This is a genomic window from Paenibacillus sp. cl141a, assembly GCF_900109305.1.
Taxonomy (GTDB): Bacteria; Bacillota; Bacilli; order Paenibacillales; family Paenibacillaceae; genus Paenibacillus_AQ; species Paenibacillus_AQ lautus_A.
Genome location: NZ_FNZO01000006.1, coordinates 1 through 12,756 on the forward strand (window position 1 = coordinate 1; position 12,756 = coordinate 12,756).

The 12,756-nt window shown below is 39.2% G+C and carries 13 protein-coding genes; 6 read left to right on the top strand and 7 right to left on the bottom strand.

Features of this window, described 5'->3' with window-relative positions; genetic code table 11:
* The coding region (locus tag BMX45_RS17445) for an IS3 family transposase (RefSeq protein ID WP_139212459.1) at positions 1-314 on the top strand (314 nt) is incomplete at its 5' end.
* 76 nt (positions 315-390) lie between these two features.
* Here the strand turns inward: BMX45_RS17445 and BMX45_RS17450 are convergent.
* The 7 genes from BMX45_RS17450 to BMX45_RS17485 all read right to left on the bottom strand — a co-directional run bounded on the left by BMX45_RS17450 (position 391) and on the right by BMX45_RS17485 (position 7,011).
* Positions 391-1,776 carry an MATE family efflux transporter gene (locus BMX45_RS17450; RefSeq protein WP_090910794.1) on the bottom strand — a complete coding sequence of 462 codons (1,386 nt, stop codon included), beginning with the start codon at positions 1,774-1,776 and terminating at the stop codon, positions 391-393.
* 460 nt (positions 1,777-2,236) lie between these two features.
* Positions 2,237-2,596 (bottom strand): DUF302 domain-containing protein, encoded by a 360-nt coding sequence (locus BMX45_RS17455; RefSeq protein WP_090910795.1) that lies wholly within the window; start codon positions 2,594-2,596, stop codon positions 2,237-2,239.
* A gap of 70 nt (positions 2,597-2,666) precedes the next feature.
* On the bottom strand, positions 2,667-2,891 hold the full coding sequence (locus tag BMX45_RS17460; protein ID WP_090910796.1) for a hypothetical protein: 225 nt from the start codon (positions 2,889-2,891) through the stop codon (positions 2,667-2,669).
* Between the two features lie 218 nt (positions 2,892-3,109).
* Positions 3,110-3,598 carry a 3D domain-containing protein gene (locus BMX45_RS17465; protein ID WP_090910797.1) on the bottom strand — a complete coding sequence of 163 codons (489 nt, stop codon included), beginning with the start codon at positions 3,596-3,598 and terminating at the stop codon, positions 3,110-3,112.
* Positions 3,599-3,685: 87 nt separating this feature from the next.
* Positions 3,686-4,060 (bottom strand): hypothetical protein, encoded by a 375-nt coding sequence (locus BMX45_RS17470; protein WP_090910798.1) that lies wholly within the window; start codon positions 4,058-4,060, stop codon positions 3,686-3,688.
* A 643-nt stretch (positions 4,061-4,703) separates the two neighbouring features.
* Positions 4,704-5,708, bottom strand: a complete 1,005-nt coding sequence (locus BMX45_RS17480) for a phage lytic cycle repressor MrpR family protein (RefSeq protein ID WP_090910800.1) — start codon at positions 5,706-5,708, stop codon at positions 4,704-4,706.
* A 31-nt stretch (positions 5,709-5,739) separates the two neighbouring features.
* Positions 5,740-7,011, bottom strand: coding sequence for a DNA sulfur modification protein DndB (locus BMX45_RS17485; protein WP_139212460.1), 1,272 nt, complete (start codon positions 7,009-7,011; stop codon positions 5,740-5,742).
* Positions 7,012-7,441: 430 nt separating this feature from the next.
* Here BMX45_RS17485 and BMX45_RS17490 point away from each other — a divergent pair, with 430 nt between their 5' ends.
* From BMX45_RS17490 to BMX45_RS17510, 5 genes are all read left to right on the top strand, one after another.
* Positions 7,442-10,051 carry an RNA dependent RNA polymerase gene (locus BMX45_RS17490; protein WP_090910802.1) on the top strand — a complete coding sequence of 870 codons (2,610 nt, stop codon included), beginning with the start codon at positions 7,442-7,444 and terminating at the stop codon, positions 10,049-10,051.
* 145 nt (positions 10,052-10,196) lie between these two features.
* A complete protein-coding gene (locus BMX45_RS17495) occupies positions 10,197-10,565 on the top strand; it encodes an HU family DNA-binding protein (RefSeq protein WP_254778118.1) in 369 nt (122 codons plus the stop codon).
* A gap of 43 nt (positions 10,566-10,608) precedes the next feature.
* Positions 10,609-11,325 carry a hypothetical protein gene (locus BMX45_RS17500; protein ID WP_139212461.1) on the top strand — a complete coding sequence of 239 codons (717 nt, stop codon included), beginning with the start codon at positions 10,609-10,611 and terminating at the stop codon, positions 11,323-11,325.
* Between the two features lie 37 nt (positions 11,326-11,362).
* Complete coding sequence (locus tag BMX45_RS17505) at positions 11,363-12,133, top strand: hypothetical protein (RefSeq protein WP_090910804.1); 771 nt, start codon at positions 11,363-11,365, stop codon at positions 12,131-12,133.
* A gap of 140 nt (positions 12,134-12,273) precedes the next feature.
* Positions 12,274-12,741, top strand: a complete 468-nt coding sequence (locus BMX45_RS17510) for a hypothetical protein (protein WP_090910805.1) — start codon at positions 12,274-12,276, stop codon at positions 12,739-12,741.
* The last annotated feature ends 15 nt before the right edge of the window (positions 12,742-12,756 follow it).

Sequence of the window (12,756 nt, forward strand, 5' to 3'; positions counted from 1 at the left end):
CGGAAGGACACCATCTTCTCCTTCATTCAGATCAAGGGTGGCATTACCAAATGAAGCCGTATCAGCATGCGCTTAAGTCGAGAGGCATTCTCCAAAGCATGTCACGAAAAGGGAATTGTTACGACAATGCCGTCATAGAGAATTTCTTCGGTATCCTCAAGTCGGAGTTTCTGTACTACAAAGAGTTTGAAAGTGTGGAGCATTTTAAGAAAGAACTGAAAAAATACATTGAATACTATAATACCAAACGGTTAAAGGCAAAATTAAAAATGAGTCCGGTACAGTACCGAACTCATTTTGAGAAAGCTGCCTAATGAAATAACCGTGTCTAACTTTTGGGGGTCTCTTCACAATGCGGGGCTTTTTTTCTTTATTTGAAATAGATAATGGCTAAATCAGTTTATGCGCATACCATTTCTTGCCGCGGAAGCGCCATAGGAAGATCGCTCCCCGCACGCCCCATTCGCAGTTCATGGCCAGCCATACGCCAAGAATGCTCCAGCCCAGAACGATCCCCATAATATAACCGAGAATCACCCGGAATAGCCACATGGTCAGCATCGAGGTGATCGACGTAAAACGCGAGTCACCTGCCGCACGCAAGGCCGATGGCAGAATAAAGCTGATCGACCACAGCGGAACCTGCACAAGCGTGTTGATCAACAGCACCACGAACAGAACGTTCACGATTTCCGGCGGCGGGTTGAACAACCCGACCAGCGGGCGGTAGAGCGGCATCAAAATCAAACCCATCAAGGCCAGCGAGATAGCGCCAAACCACAAAAAAGATTTGATGAACTTCCGGGCATCCGCTATATTACCGCGGCCGATGCATTGACCGACGACGGTCACGATCGTTAAGGACAACGCGCTGGCCGGAATTTGGAAGACGGCCGCAAGCGATGACCCGATCGCGTTTGTTGCAATGGCGTAAGTGCCCAGGCTGACGATAAACACTTGGGTTAACAGCTTTCCTCCGTTAAAGAACATCTGCTCGGCTGCGAACGGAAGCCCGATAAACATAATTTTGCGCAGCATCGATATCGGAAAGTGAAACAGGTCCCGCAGGCGGATATGCAGCGTCGCGTCTACTTTAAACAGATAATAAAGCGCGCAGGCCGCTCCGGCAAAACGGGCGATGTTGATGGCCAGCGTCATGCCCATAACGCCCATATTCAGCAGCGTGATGAACACGATGTTCAGCAGAACGTAGAGCAGATTCATGATCAGCGACAACGCCAGTGATGCACGGGTCTTGCCGATCCCCCTCAGCGCGCCGCAGACCGCCTGCACAATCGCAATCCCGAGAAAGGAAGTGCTGCTTCCGATCAGATAAATCCGCGCACTCTCCAGCACTTCGGGCGACGCTGAGCCGAACAGCAGATTCAGCACCGGCTGGTGAAGCCCGATGATCAGCAGCGCGATCGCTAAAGCGATCATCGCCACCGAAGTTACCGTGGCGGCGGATGCCCGGGATACCATCATCGCGTTGCCGCTTCCCTTGTACTGCGCCACAACGACGGTGCCCCCGGTTGCCACTGCCACAAACACATTAATCAAGAAGATGTTCAAGGAGTCCACCATGTTCACGGCGCTGACCGCCGATACGCCCGACGAGCTGATCATGGCCGTGTTAACCAGGTTCAAACCGATAATAAACGCCTGGTCGATCAAAATCGGGAAAAATAAAGTGAAGATCTGCCGGTAGTCCATCGACTCTCCGGATAAATGATTGCTGAGCAAACCGTTCATTCGGGTTCGTAATCGAACCAACATCTGTCATCACATTCTTTTCGTTGTAATATAAAAGAAAAAACTCTTCATGCGAAGAGCTTCAGGCTTACGGTATTTAGAAATGGCTGCCGTAACCGTCGCTTGGGAGAGCTCACTCCCTCGCCAAGGGGGACCGATACGGATGGATTCATTTGATCCCGGATAAACCCCGTCTTTGATTGGAGGATATCACCAGACCCGGGTTCTGTCAACGAATGCAAGGCACAGGAAATGACCGTAAACCGCTGATAAACGGAGCTTCATTTGAGCCTGCAGGTTGTAACCCTTTATATAGAAGCAGAAGAGGCTTCACCTTCTGTCAGAGCCTTTAGAAGGTGACCTCTTCTGTAAAATGCCATGGATGTAATCATTGATCGTTCAGAGCGCAAACGTGTCGGCCTCCTTTTTCACTCACGCAAAATGTGAGAATTTATTTGCTGTTATCGATACAATCGATAAGCCGTTACTCCACATCCTGGACAATGCCCCTCAGGGATTCAAAGGATCCATTCTCCACCATACCAATAAGCGCCGAGGGTCTCGGGAGTCCGATCTTCGTTCCCCCTTCAAACTCATAAACGGCGAGTTTACAAGGCAGGAAATACCCGGCCAAGTTATTCTCGCTCAACACTTTTTTCGCCTCAACCGGATTGCATACCTCCAGTATTTCGTACTTCTGATCAAACTCGATGCCCTTCTCATTCAATTTGTCCTGAATGCTGAATCGCCACAGCAAACCGAACTTCTCTTCGGCCAACGCTTGTTCCAATGCAGCAATGGCATCGTCTACTGACTTATCCGTTTCTACCGTATAGTGAAACATGTTTATCCCTCCAGAATGGTAAGACTTTAGGTGCGGCTGGGGTACGGTCATTCATTACTTTGTTATACAGTCAAATATAGAGTTGCGATCTACAAACCAAAAAGACAGCTTCATTCTCCTTTCCATCTTCATCCATTATGTATGCTTCACCATTGTGGAAAAGGGTATTCGAAAAATTCCGTTCAATTTTATACATTTTGCCTTCTTTCACATGACACCCCTGATCCAAAAATCTATTTTCATGGACAAGAATATACCTTGCTTTATCGATATCCAACGTTTCTTTAAGTATCATTTTATAATACCTCTATCATTATTTTTATTTTATTAACGTATTAAATATAGTGCTCATCGATTTTCTTCTCAATATCATCCAGAAAATCTTGAAGTTTGTCCCTTAGCTCTAATTTCTCACTAAACATGAGATCCTCTTGTTCATATAAATCCAGTAATTCTCTGAAAACTATCATGTTGACTTTACACATATGATAATCACGCTCTTTCTAGTTTTAGTTACTGTATAATCCAAACTTTAACATTCTTACGTCTTCCGAATTGCTTTGCCTCGTTTAGATCGTTAATAAATACATCGATTATATGACCTTTAATCGCAGATCCTGTATCTTCTACCACCCGCTCACCTACACCGTCAATGTAAACTTTTGTTCCAAAAGGAAGCACTTTCGGATCAGCTGCAATCGTCCAATTCTCCTTGGTTTGCTTTCCGGAAGCTGTAACACCATAATCGGGATCACCTGGATTTTTCCCTGTTGATTCAGGCCCATTGGTATACGCAGTTAAAGTAAACAGTATATACTGTTCCGCACTATTAATGTTCTCTTCGACTGATGCATCAATCAATTCATTCGGTTTATTATTTTTATTTTTATATTCATAGCTATCAATAAACCGTACCTCCTCTTGCCTATTTGAGCGTTGATCCTCTATCAACGAAATGGCAAATATAGTGCACATTACTAATGATACAACGGTTAATCGCATACTCTTTCTCCTTTTATGTATTTTTCAGCCACTCCAAATAACTTGATTCTACGAATTTCTTCGAGCATTAGTGAAGGCTCGTATAGATCATATGATCATAATAAATTTCATAAATCTCATATGTGGCTGGGTATTATGTATCTTATAAATGAGTATGGGGTCTTTAACTTTTAACTTAACCAATTTCACATCGGTAAGTGGTTCTTGAAATAATCTTTCCAATGCTGATTTCTGATTCATTTGCCAATCTCTTATAAAATCATCCAGTGTATACAGCCGATTGGTTATGATCTCTCTGCGTTTATTGTTGACATACCTATTAATCACCTTACCCTCTTCACCTTCACAATCTTTAACCAGCTTTATTTTTTCATCCTCAAGTAGAAACAAGAAATTAATCATGGATATTAATTCTATAGCAGCCGGACTTATTCGTAATTTCATAAACAAATCATCATTCATATATATATTCTCCTTCGATCATCATGTTGTCATAGTAATTCTCTGATAAGTCATATTAAAGTGGTTGGTAAATTAAGAAAACTCATTACAATTGCCCTTGAAATATACTTGGCTTAGCATGAATTGGAAATAATAATAATAATTCGTGTCGTTTATTGTAGATTCACTTTACACTTACGAACGTTTGTTCCTGTTTTTCAATTATACGATGAATCACCTTGCGAAACAAGATAATTTTCCCAAGACTTTTTTTTATATATTTCCTTTATTAATCATTTTATATAATTACGCATATGCTGTTTTAGAATCTTTAGTTTTGACATTCAATTCCGCAATCTGATCATTTTGTCGTACAATATACAAATTGTCCATTATCTGTATGTAAGACGGTTCGAATCTCTCCCCTGATTTTCCCGATTCCGTAAAATTAATATCTTCGATGCTCAGCCACTGCGCTTGATCATGGAGCACCTTACCCTCTCTTCGTATTACAACGATCGATTTCATTTTACAAACACTCCCCCTTATAATTTCTTCGTATTTCGAGCAAACAATGACTCCTTCAATACAGTATCAATGATCACGGGAAAAAAATGATTCCAAGGGGGGTGATGAACATAAAAAAAGAATAAGCTCTTTACACTTATTCTTCACCATAGACTTCTATTATTTTATCGATATTCAAAAAGTCATTTCGTATTCTTGATGCATTATAGTCGCTACTATTTTTGATTTTGGAGATATTAAATCGATCGCATACGATATCAAACGTTTCTTTGTCAAACTTTCCTGTTCTTATTCTCAATTGGTTGGCCATATACACCATGCCGGAATTACGTATATTAATAGCCGTTAGGAAGGGCTGTTGATACCATTCTCCGATTTTTTTCAATCTTCTCAGAATTAAATGTGGATCTGCTTTACCACTAGCCTTTGTATTTAACACGGCACTCCGAAATACGTATTCATTACTTACTAATTTTGAGGTTGGGGCTTTAATATTCGCTGCCGGATTTCCGTTATTTTTATAATATATCTTCTCTTTAAAAGCTCTATTTAACATTAAAATAAGTTCCTGTGATACCTCTAATTTCCGCTCAGAATACTGATCTATATCTGTATTATTTCTCAATAACACTTTGGAATCCTCATTGCTAATATCATGAATGGTCAGATTAAGTACTTCACTATACCCCTTCCCTAGTATTCCTTCGAATATCGTTTGAATAATCGCAGAATCCTGAAAGTTGACTAATCCCCCTGTTATATCATCAATTTCTTCCTTGGAAAAAATCAGTTTATTCGTTTTATCCACAAACTTTGAATAATATTCTTGACCAAATATGGTATCTAACGGATTTAAATTATTGGCTCTTAAATCTTCCTCTATCGCCCAACGAATATAGCTTTGAATAATGGAAGCGGACGACAAAACAGAATTCATGGTTTTCGGATTCAAATAACTAATCAAGCTCTCGATTTCATAGATATTAAAATCATAAAGATCTTTCTCGAATTGCTCCTCCAGCATTTTGGCTCTGTTCAAAACTCTCGAGAAGGTGGATAAAGTGTTTGATCTTAACCCTTTAAGAAACATTTGCTTCTGTTCTTCGTTATAGAAGCCGCTTTCGTATATTTTATTAGACACTTCGTCACCCTCTTATCAACAATTAATAAAATTAACTGAAATAATGAATCATCGCGTTGCGATTTCTATTATTGTTTATACCTCTTCGATCTTCGAGAATCTCAAGCAGCTCTCGATTGTGGAAATCAATTTTATCTATTCTGGCTTTTATTTTATTCAGGTCGGTTTGTTGATCTTTAAAATCTTTTGCAATCCGGATATATGCGGCAAACATCAATGGATGATTAATATAGCCTTTTCGGTATTCATTCGGATTCATTATAAACTCCTGAGCGAATAAACCGGTTAGATAATTAAAGAAATCCACTAAATAGCTGGAAACTTCCTTAGCCTCCAAGGTTGTTTTGGGGTCAAAAACTTTATCAATGGCATACGACAAAATATCAAACGTTGTCAGTTGCCCAGCAACCTCGCTTATCTTGGAGCTAGAGGCAATCTTTCCTTTCAAGTCTGTCTTTTTCTGAAGATCCCTGACCACAATGTCAGAATATTTCTGAGACTTGAGTTCCTTTAATCGTTGGGGCTTCACTACGTTGATGGTGTTGATTTGCCCAAAATATTTTTTAGCTGAGTCTGTATCATAACTGCGAACAGATAAAATCATTTCTAAATCAAGATCCGGATTTATGGCTACAGCTCGCACTCCACCCTGAAGTCTGTGGAACCCATCCAGAATTGAGATTGTCGCTCTGCTGTTTATGGTTAGCGTTTTGTTTTTTTCATTATAATGTAGGGGTTCGACGTCCGTTGAATACACATTTAATGTTATCATGTCCGAAAAATATGTTTCTCGTAACATATGATCCGAGATGTCTTCGACGCTTTTCTTGTTAATATCCGGAACAGGTACTACACCGTTCTTCGCTCTCTTGAATTTTGGACTTCTCTGAGTTTCATAATCATAGGTAATCAATTGAGAATGATACATTTGGACGAGATAAGATATTTTTATTTTTGTAATATAATTCTCCAAATCGATCATAGTTACATCTGCCAATTGAATCGGCAGCTGCAGAAGATGAAATCTATTTGAAGTGCCTAGATTTTTTTTGGAAAGCTCGATCTCACGATCCGAGTAATATTCATACGGGGATATTGACTGAATGCCAGTAATGGTGTATACAGCTATACATATTAGACACAAGAGAGGAGAATCTAATGAAGCTATCCGATCATCGCCGCGGGCTATGGAGTTAATCGTACCGTTTGGAATATTGTATTTTTTTAATTCCCCATTTATTTGCTCCAGCACTTTTCTTTTATGCTTTATTTCATCAATTACATTTTCCAATGCTTCTTCCAATTCTTCCCGATCCCTAAACAAACCTATTCACCTCACACAATCTTGACCGATATTTCCCTAATCTTCGCTATTATACACTAAAAATAAAATAATACATAAGGTAGATTAATATATATCGTTGAATTTCTATGTATGGATATGGGTTAGTTGATTTGATCACCTGGTTGAATTCTGCATCAAATATTCTATATCCATGGGTCAAGAAATTGTCAAGCAAACTTGCAGTATGGGATGTAATATTCGTTTCCTTCCACACCCCAAGCCTTTGATCGGGGTAAGAAACAACAAGCTTCTGTAATCTGTATCTACATTTCATCTGTTCACAACCTAAATTATAATTGCATGGATCATTCCGAAGATATATTAACATAAATATAATAACGATGATATAATAAATTTTGATTACATAGATCTAGGGGGAGAATATTTGATGGATACACAAGTTTTTATTTATAGTGTGGACACTAGTTCGTTTTATACAGACCAGGAATTCAAAATACATCGTAGACTTAACAAACGTTATAGATTAAGGAAAATACTCATTAGGATGAAGTCACAATGCATCGAAGAAAGCGAGTATCAAAATAAAGTTACACTTCTTCTATCGAAAGTAAACACAAAGATCAATCAACTTAAAGAACTATTAAAAAGCCTCATGACAAGTCATCAAGAAATAAGGCAGCTAAGGCCGGAAGTTTTGACTAACAAAAAAAACATAATCTCTGTATTTGAGTCGACTTTAACTCGCACTTTAACAATGCAACAAAACTTGCTCTCCGAAGATATCATGGTTGTCCAGACGTATTATTTTGAAATTTTAAGAAGTCTAATTTACGATGGCTATATGTATAACGGCCATAAATACATATGCTTCACAGCTAGTGCAGGACAAATACGTACAAAGAAAACACTCTTCATTAAGGAATCTATATATAATCAATACCGTGAGTCTTTAATGTGTGGGTTAACTACAGATAAAATAAACCTCCAGGGTGGCGTTAATATCAATAAATACTTAGCGTATCTGGCGCTTTGTAACAGCGCGACAGATGAATGGCATGATTTCGACATAAACAAGGCCATCGTAGTAGATGACATGGAAACAACACTCCGGAGCACGGTTGATTTTATCGATGACAAAACGTATGAAATCACAAGACAAGAAATGGATATCCCCATTGAACATACGGACGGCTGTGGTATGATCCTGCCCAAAATCAGCAAAAAAAGCATGATGATCAGACTGCCATGGGTAAAGGGCCTCCTGGTCCCTTTCCCTTTCGATAAATTTGTTCGCGAAGCCAATAAGAAGGGAGCGAAGTGCGGGATTGTGACCGATATCTATGGGAAACAATACGATATTTTAAAAGACGACATTCACATTATTTTTACAAGAAGCCAGTTCAAAATGTGGAAGTATTATACATCATGGGATGAGTACAAACATCATTTTCTTCAGCATCATTGTCGTGCCAGTAAATGTAACGAGGAAGAAGAACAGATTGTAAACGGTAAATCGAATTATCAAATATTGCAAACCCTCACTGACTTTTCAGATGATGAATTGATGGAATTAAGCAGCAGAACCAGAGAGAAAATTATGAATATCGGCTCGAATCGAAATACCATGCTGAAGATTCTGGGTGTCACCGGTGCTAACCAGAACAAAAATTACTTCCAGCAAGCCCTGGAGATTTACCCCGAACTTCTGAACGACACCTATAGTCGAGAAATATTGAAACAGGTCAAGAAGAGTATCGTCAAAAATGCACGAGCCGGCAAAATGGACATCAGTGGAAAGTATACTTTTATTAGCCCAGACCTCTATGCTTTTTGCGAATATTTATTTCTGGGCGACAAGAATCCAAAAGGCTTATTAGATGATGGCGAGGTCTTCTGTTCTCTTTACGATGATGAAGAAACTCTGGATTGCTTAAGAAGCCCTCATCTATATCGAGAGCATGCCATCAGAAAAAACATCAACAATAAAGAGCTTCGACGTTGGTTCACAACCAATAACCTATATACAAGCTGTCATGATCCCATCAGCAAGTTGCTGATGTTTGATGTTGATGGTGATAAAAGCCTCGTGTGCAACGATAAAACCTTGGTTAAAGTTGCCCAGCGTAATATGAACGATATCTATCCTTTATACTATAGAATGGCTAATGCGAGTGCAGAAATCATCAACAATCAGAATATCTACCGCGGCCTTACAGATGCTTATTCTGGAGGAAATATCGGAGTTATAAGCAATGATATATCCAAAATTTGGAACAGTGAAACTATCAATCTTGATGTAATCAAACTATTATGTATGGAGAATAATTTTACAATCGATTATGCAAAGACACTCTACAAACCTGAAAGACCGAAAATCAAAAAAGAGTTAATTACGGCTTACACTGCATCAAAGGTCCCTTACTTCTTCAGGTTTGCCAAAGATAAATTGCCCCATCATGTTGAAGGCGTAAACAAAAGCACAATGAACAGGCTCGCTGAGTATATCCCTAACCCAAGACTCCAATTCAAAGCACTCAATCTAGGCAGTTTCGATTATAGAATGCTGCTACATAATAAAGATCAAATCATTCCTTTAAATGAAGAAATCATTAGAAAATACACGGAACTGGATTTGCAAAAAAGATTCATGGAACTGGGCACCCTGGATCATTATGACTCTGCTGAAAATCTGTATGTCTATTTAGATATTCGAGAGCAGCTTATGGCGCTAAACAATAATCCAAAAGAACTGGTCGATATGCTTGTTGAATATTTATACCAGCACAAGAACAGCAGCTACAAAACTACATTATGGTCAAGTTTTGGAGACATCCTGGTTCAAAATTTGAAAAACAATATCATCACTACATATAATGATGAATCCATACTTTGCGATAGCTGTGGTATAAGAATAAAATCAACCCATCACCGAAAGACCTACTGCGATGCCTGTTCATTGGAGAAGGAAAAGGAACGTAAAAGAATCGCATGGCACAAATATAAAAATAAATATAATAACACTAGCGAAATAAAATAATATCAACAAACCCGTATGGACATTGGCTTATTGAGCCGTGCATCTCCGCAAAATAAATTTTGGAAAATGTAATGTTCTCCCGTACTACAAGGGATTTAACGATTTGTCCTCATTTTCCTAATCGTATTTAAGGGAGGGCAGGTGAATGACTGAATTCGATTTGATTCTGATTTCAGTTCACTCGCTTTCCCTTTATTCATATATTCCATATCATCGTTTACGAAAGGAGGCTGAGCCTAAATTGAACAAAAAGGATCTGATTCAAGCCGTAGAGTCCCATACCGAATATCCCAAAAAAGACATTGAAGACATCGTAAATGGTGTCTTTAATGAGATTACAAATGCTCTGTACTATGGTGAGGAAGTAAATATTTCTTCATTTGGAAAGTTCATTGTAAAAACAAGGACCACCCGAAAAGTCCGTAATCCACAGACTGGAGAAATCATGGACATTCCAGCTGCCAACGTCCCTGTGTTTAGACCAGCTCAAAAACTGAAAAGCGCAGTTCTATAGTGATTATTTTTTACAATAAAATAAATATATACTTCGAGGAATTATGATCATCGATCGCTTAAGAGCATTTCTTGGTAAACCTCATCTGTTCAATTCTGATATTCCTGTTTACTCCCCTACCCTTTCAGAAATAGCAGACATCGGAGAAATTGAATATTCCATACATATGACCCTCTGTTCATTCAATACCCGAACCATTCTGGTTAACTTATTTGGAGTTTCTGAAACGGATATCATCAGGCTTATGGATGAAGATCCTTACGACTTGCTTACAAGCCATCCTTCGATTCCTAAGTACATATCGAAAGCCTACTCCTTCTTTGTCAAAGATAACGTTTCTTATCATCCGGTTGCTAAAACCTTTAATATAGGTGACAAAGTTCTGGTTAACTCAGACAATTACATGGAAATGTACAACGTTATTAAAGAACTGAATGGTTTAAAGGATTCGAAAGAATCCCCTGCAAAGTTCAAGAATAATAAGGCTAAAGAATTATTTGAGAAAATGAATGCCCTTAAAACAAAAAACGCTAAAAATACGGGGTTGGATATCAAAGATATCCTCTCCATTATTTGCTGCGCAGAAGGTAACGGCATTCATGTTTTCAATGCATCCAATCTCACCGTCTATCAGATGTATGAGCATTTTGAACGAATTAACTTAAAGGAAAACCATAACAGGCTGCTGCCCGTCTGGGCTAACGGCTATCTCAAGGAAAACTCCCAGCTACCTGAATGGTTAGTAAGAACAAAATTCTAATAAAAAATCTATTTATGATCCTTAGGAGGAAATAACTATGCTAAATCTTGGTAAATACGGTTCCCGTGATATTCTTAAACTTCAAATCTTCGATTACACTACAAAAAAGCCGATTATGACGTTTGACTACGCAAATACAGCTTCCCAAGAAATGACCTCTTCTCGAGTTTATGCGATGGGTGCCGGCGCACGTCGTATCGCCTGGGATGGTGAGAAAACGGCAAAATTAACCATGGAAACCCAACTTTTCTCCATGCAGCATCTTGCGATGCTGGCAGGCGAGGAAATCCGTAAAGGTAAACAAAACATCTACAAAACAGAAGTGATAACCGTTCAAGACAATGGTACTGGTACAAAACAAGTGACGCTATCCAAGCCACCGGTTGGAACCGTTAATGAAGTCAGCGTCCATCCATATATCAATGGAATTAGCACGGATGCTGCCCAAACGATTGCTTCGATCACCGGGAATGTCGTAGAACTCGATGCTTCTGCAACCGTAGCTGTTGGTGATGAAGTTGAGGTTTACTACCAATTTGAAGCAGCAGAGGCGAATACGCTCTCCTTTACAGCTACTGGATTCCCTAAATATGTCTATATGGTTGGAGATACTTCCTACACCGACGAAGTAACCGGTGAAATTGTTGGTGCACAAATCGTATATCACAAGGCTAAAATTGATCCGAACTTTACAATCAGTATGTCGGCAACAGGCGATCCTAGCTCTCTGAGCCTGGTATTCGACCTCTTCCCTAAGAAAATTGAAGATGTGGATACCATCATTGATATGGTAATTTACGAAGACTAATCCGTTACTGGAAGGAGACAGGGCTTACGCCTTGTCTCTTCCCTATTTATAAGACATTTCATAGAGTCTTCTTCGAACAAGAACACTGTACCAAGTGTCTTAATAGACACCAAAAATGAACCTTAAGGGAGAATCATAACATGACAGCAAAAAAGCCAACTAAAAAACTAACGGCACAGGCGTTAAAGAAACTTGAGGGCGAGTTGAACACGAATAAAACCATCTCTATTCTGAATGACACGTACGAGGTCAATATTCAGCAGGTTTTTCGTGAATCTCATGTAGAAGCTGTAGTCATCCAGTATCTCGCTCTTTTGCAAGAGTTGAAAAACCGATCGGATTTGAATGACATGCTTATTGCAGGAACGATCGGATTATTGAACAGTCTCATTATCAAGGAATTCACCAACATTCCTTATCCACAATGCAAATCGATAGAAGATCACATCAAGGTCTCACACGTTCTACTCGATACCGGGATCATGAATGAAGTATTCGAATCCTTTATTCCAGAGGAGCTACGGAAGATAGAAGATAAATTCAAATCAACAAACCAGAACCTAGGAGAAATTCTTGGCGAGTTAGCCCTAGCCTCCTCCCTTGCATAATCGATATTTATTTTA

Bases quoted from the DNA above. Each gene is read 5' to 3' on its own strand.
- BMX45_RS17450 (WP_090910794.1), bottom strand. From the start codon at position 1,776: ATGTTGGTTCGATTACGAACCCGAATGAACGGTTTGCTCAGCAATCAT.
- BMX45_RS17455 (WP_090910795.1), bottom strand. From the start codon at position 2,596: ATGTTTCACTATACGGTAGAAACGGATAAGTCAGTAGACGATGCCATT.
- BMX45_RS17460 (WP_090910796.1), bottom strand. From the start codon at position 2,891: ATGATACTTAAAGAAACGTTGGATATCGATAAAGCAAGGTATATTCTT.
- BMX45_RS17465 (WP_090910797.1), bottom strand. From the start codon at position 3,598: ATGCGATTAACCGTTGTATCATTAGTAATGTGCACTATATTTGCCATT.
- BMX45_RS17470 (WP_090910798.1), bottom strand. From the start codon at position 4,060: ATGAATGATGATTTGTTTATGAAATTACGAATAAGTCCGGCTGCTATA.
- BMX45_RS17490 (WP_090910802.1), top strand. From the start codon at position 7,442: ATGGATACACAAGTTTTTATTTATAGTGTGGACACTAGTTCGTTTTAT.
- BMX45_RS17495 (WP_254778118.1), top strand. From the start codon at position 10,197: ATGACTGAATTCGATTTGATTCTGATTTCAGTTCACTCGCTTTCCCTT.
- BMX45_RS17500 (WP_139212461.1), top strand. From the start codon at position 10,609: ATGATCATCGATCGCTTAAGAGCATTTCTTGGTAAACCTCATCTGTTC.
- BMX45_RS17505 (WP_090910804.1), top strand. From the start codon at position 11,363: ATGCTAAATCTTGGTAAATACGGTTCCCGTGATATTCTTAAACTTCAA.
- BMX45_RS17510 (WP_090910805.1), top strand. From the start codon at position 12,274: ATGACAGCAAAAAAGCCAACTAAAAAACTAACGGCACAGGCGTTAAAG.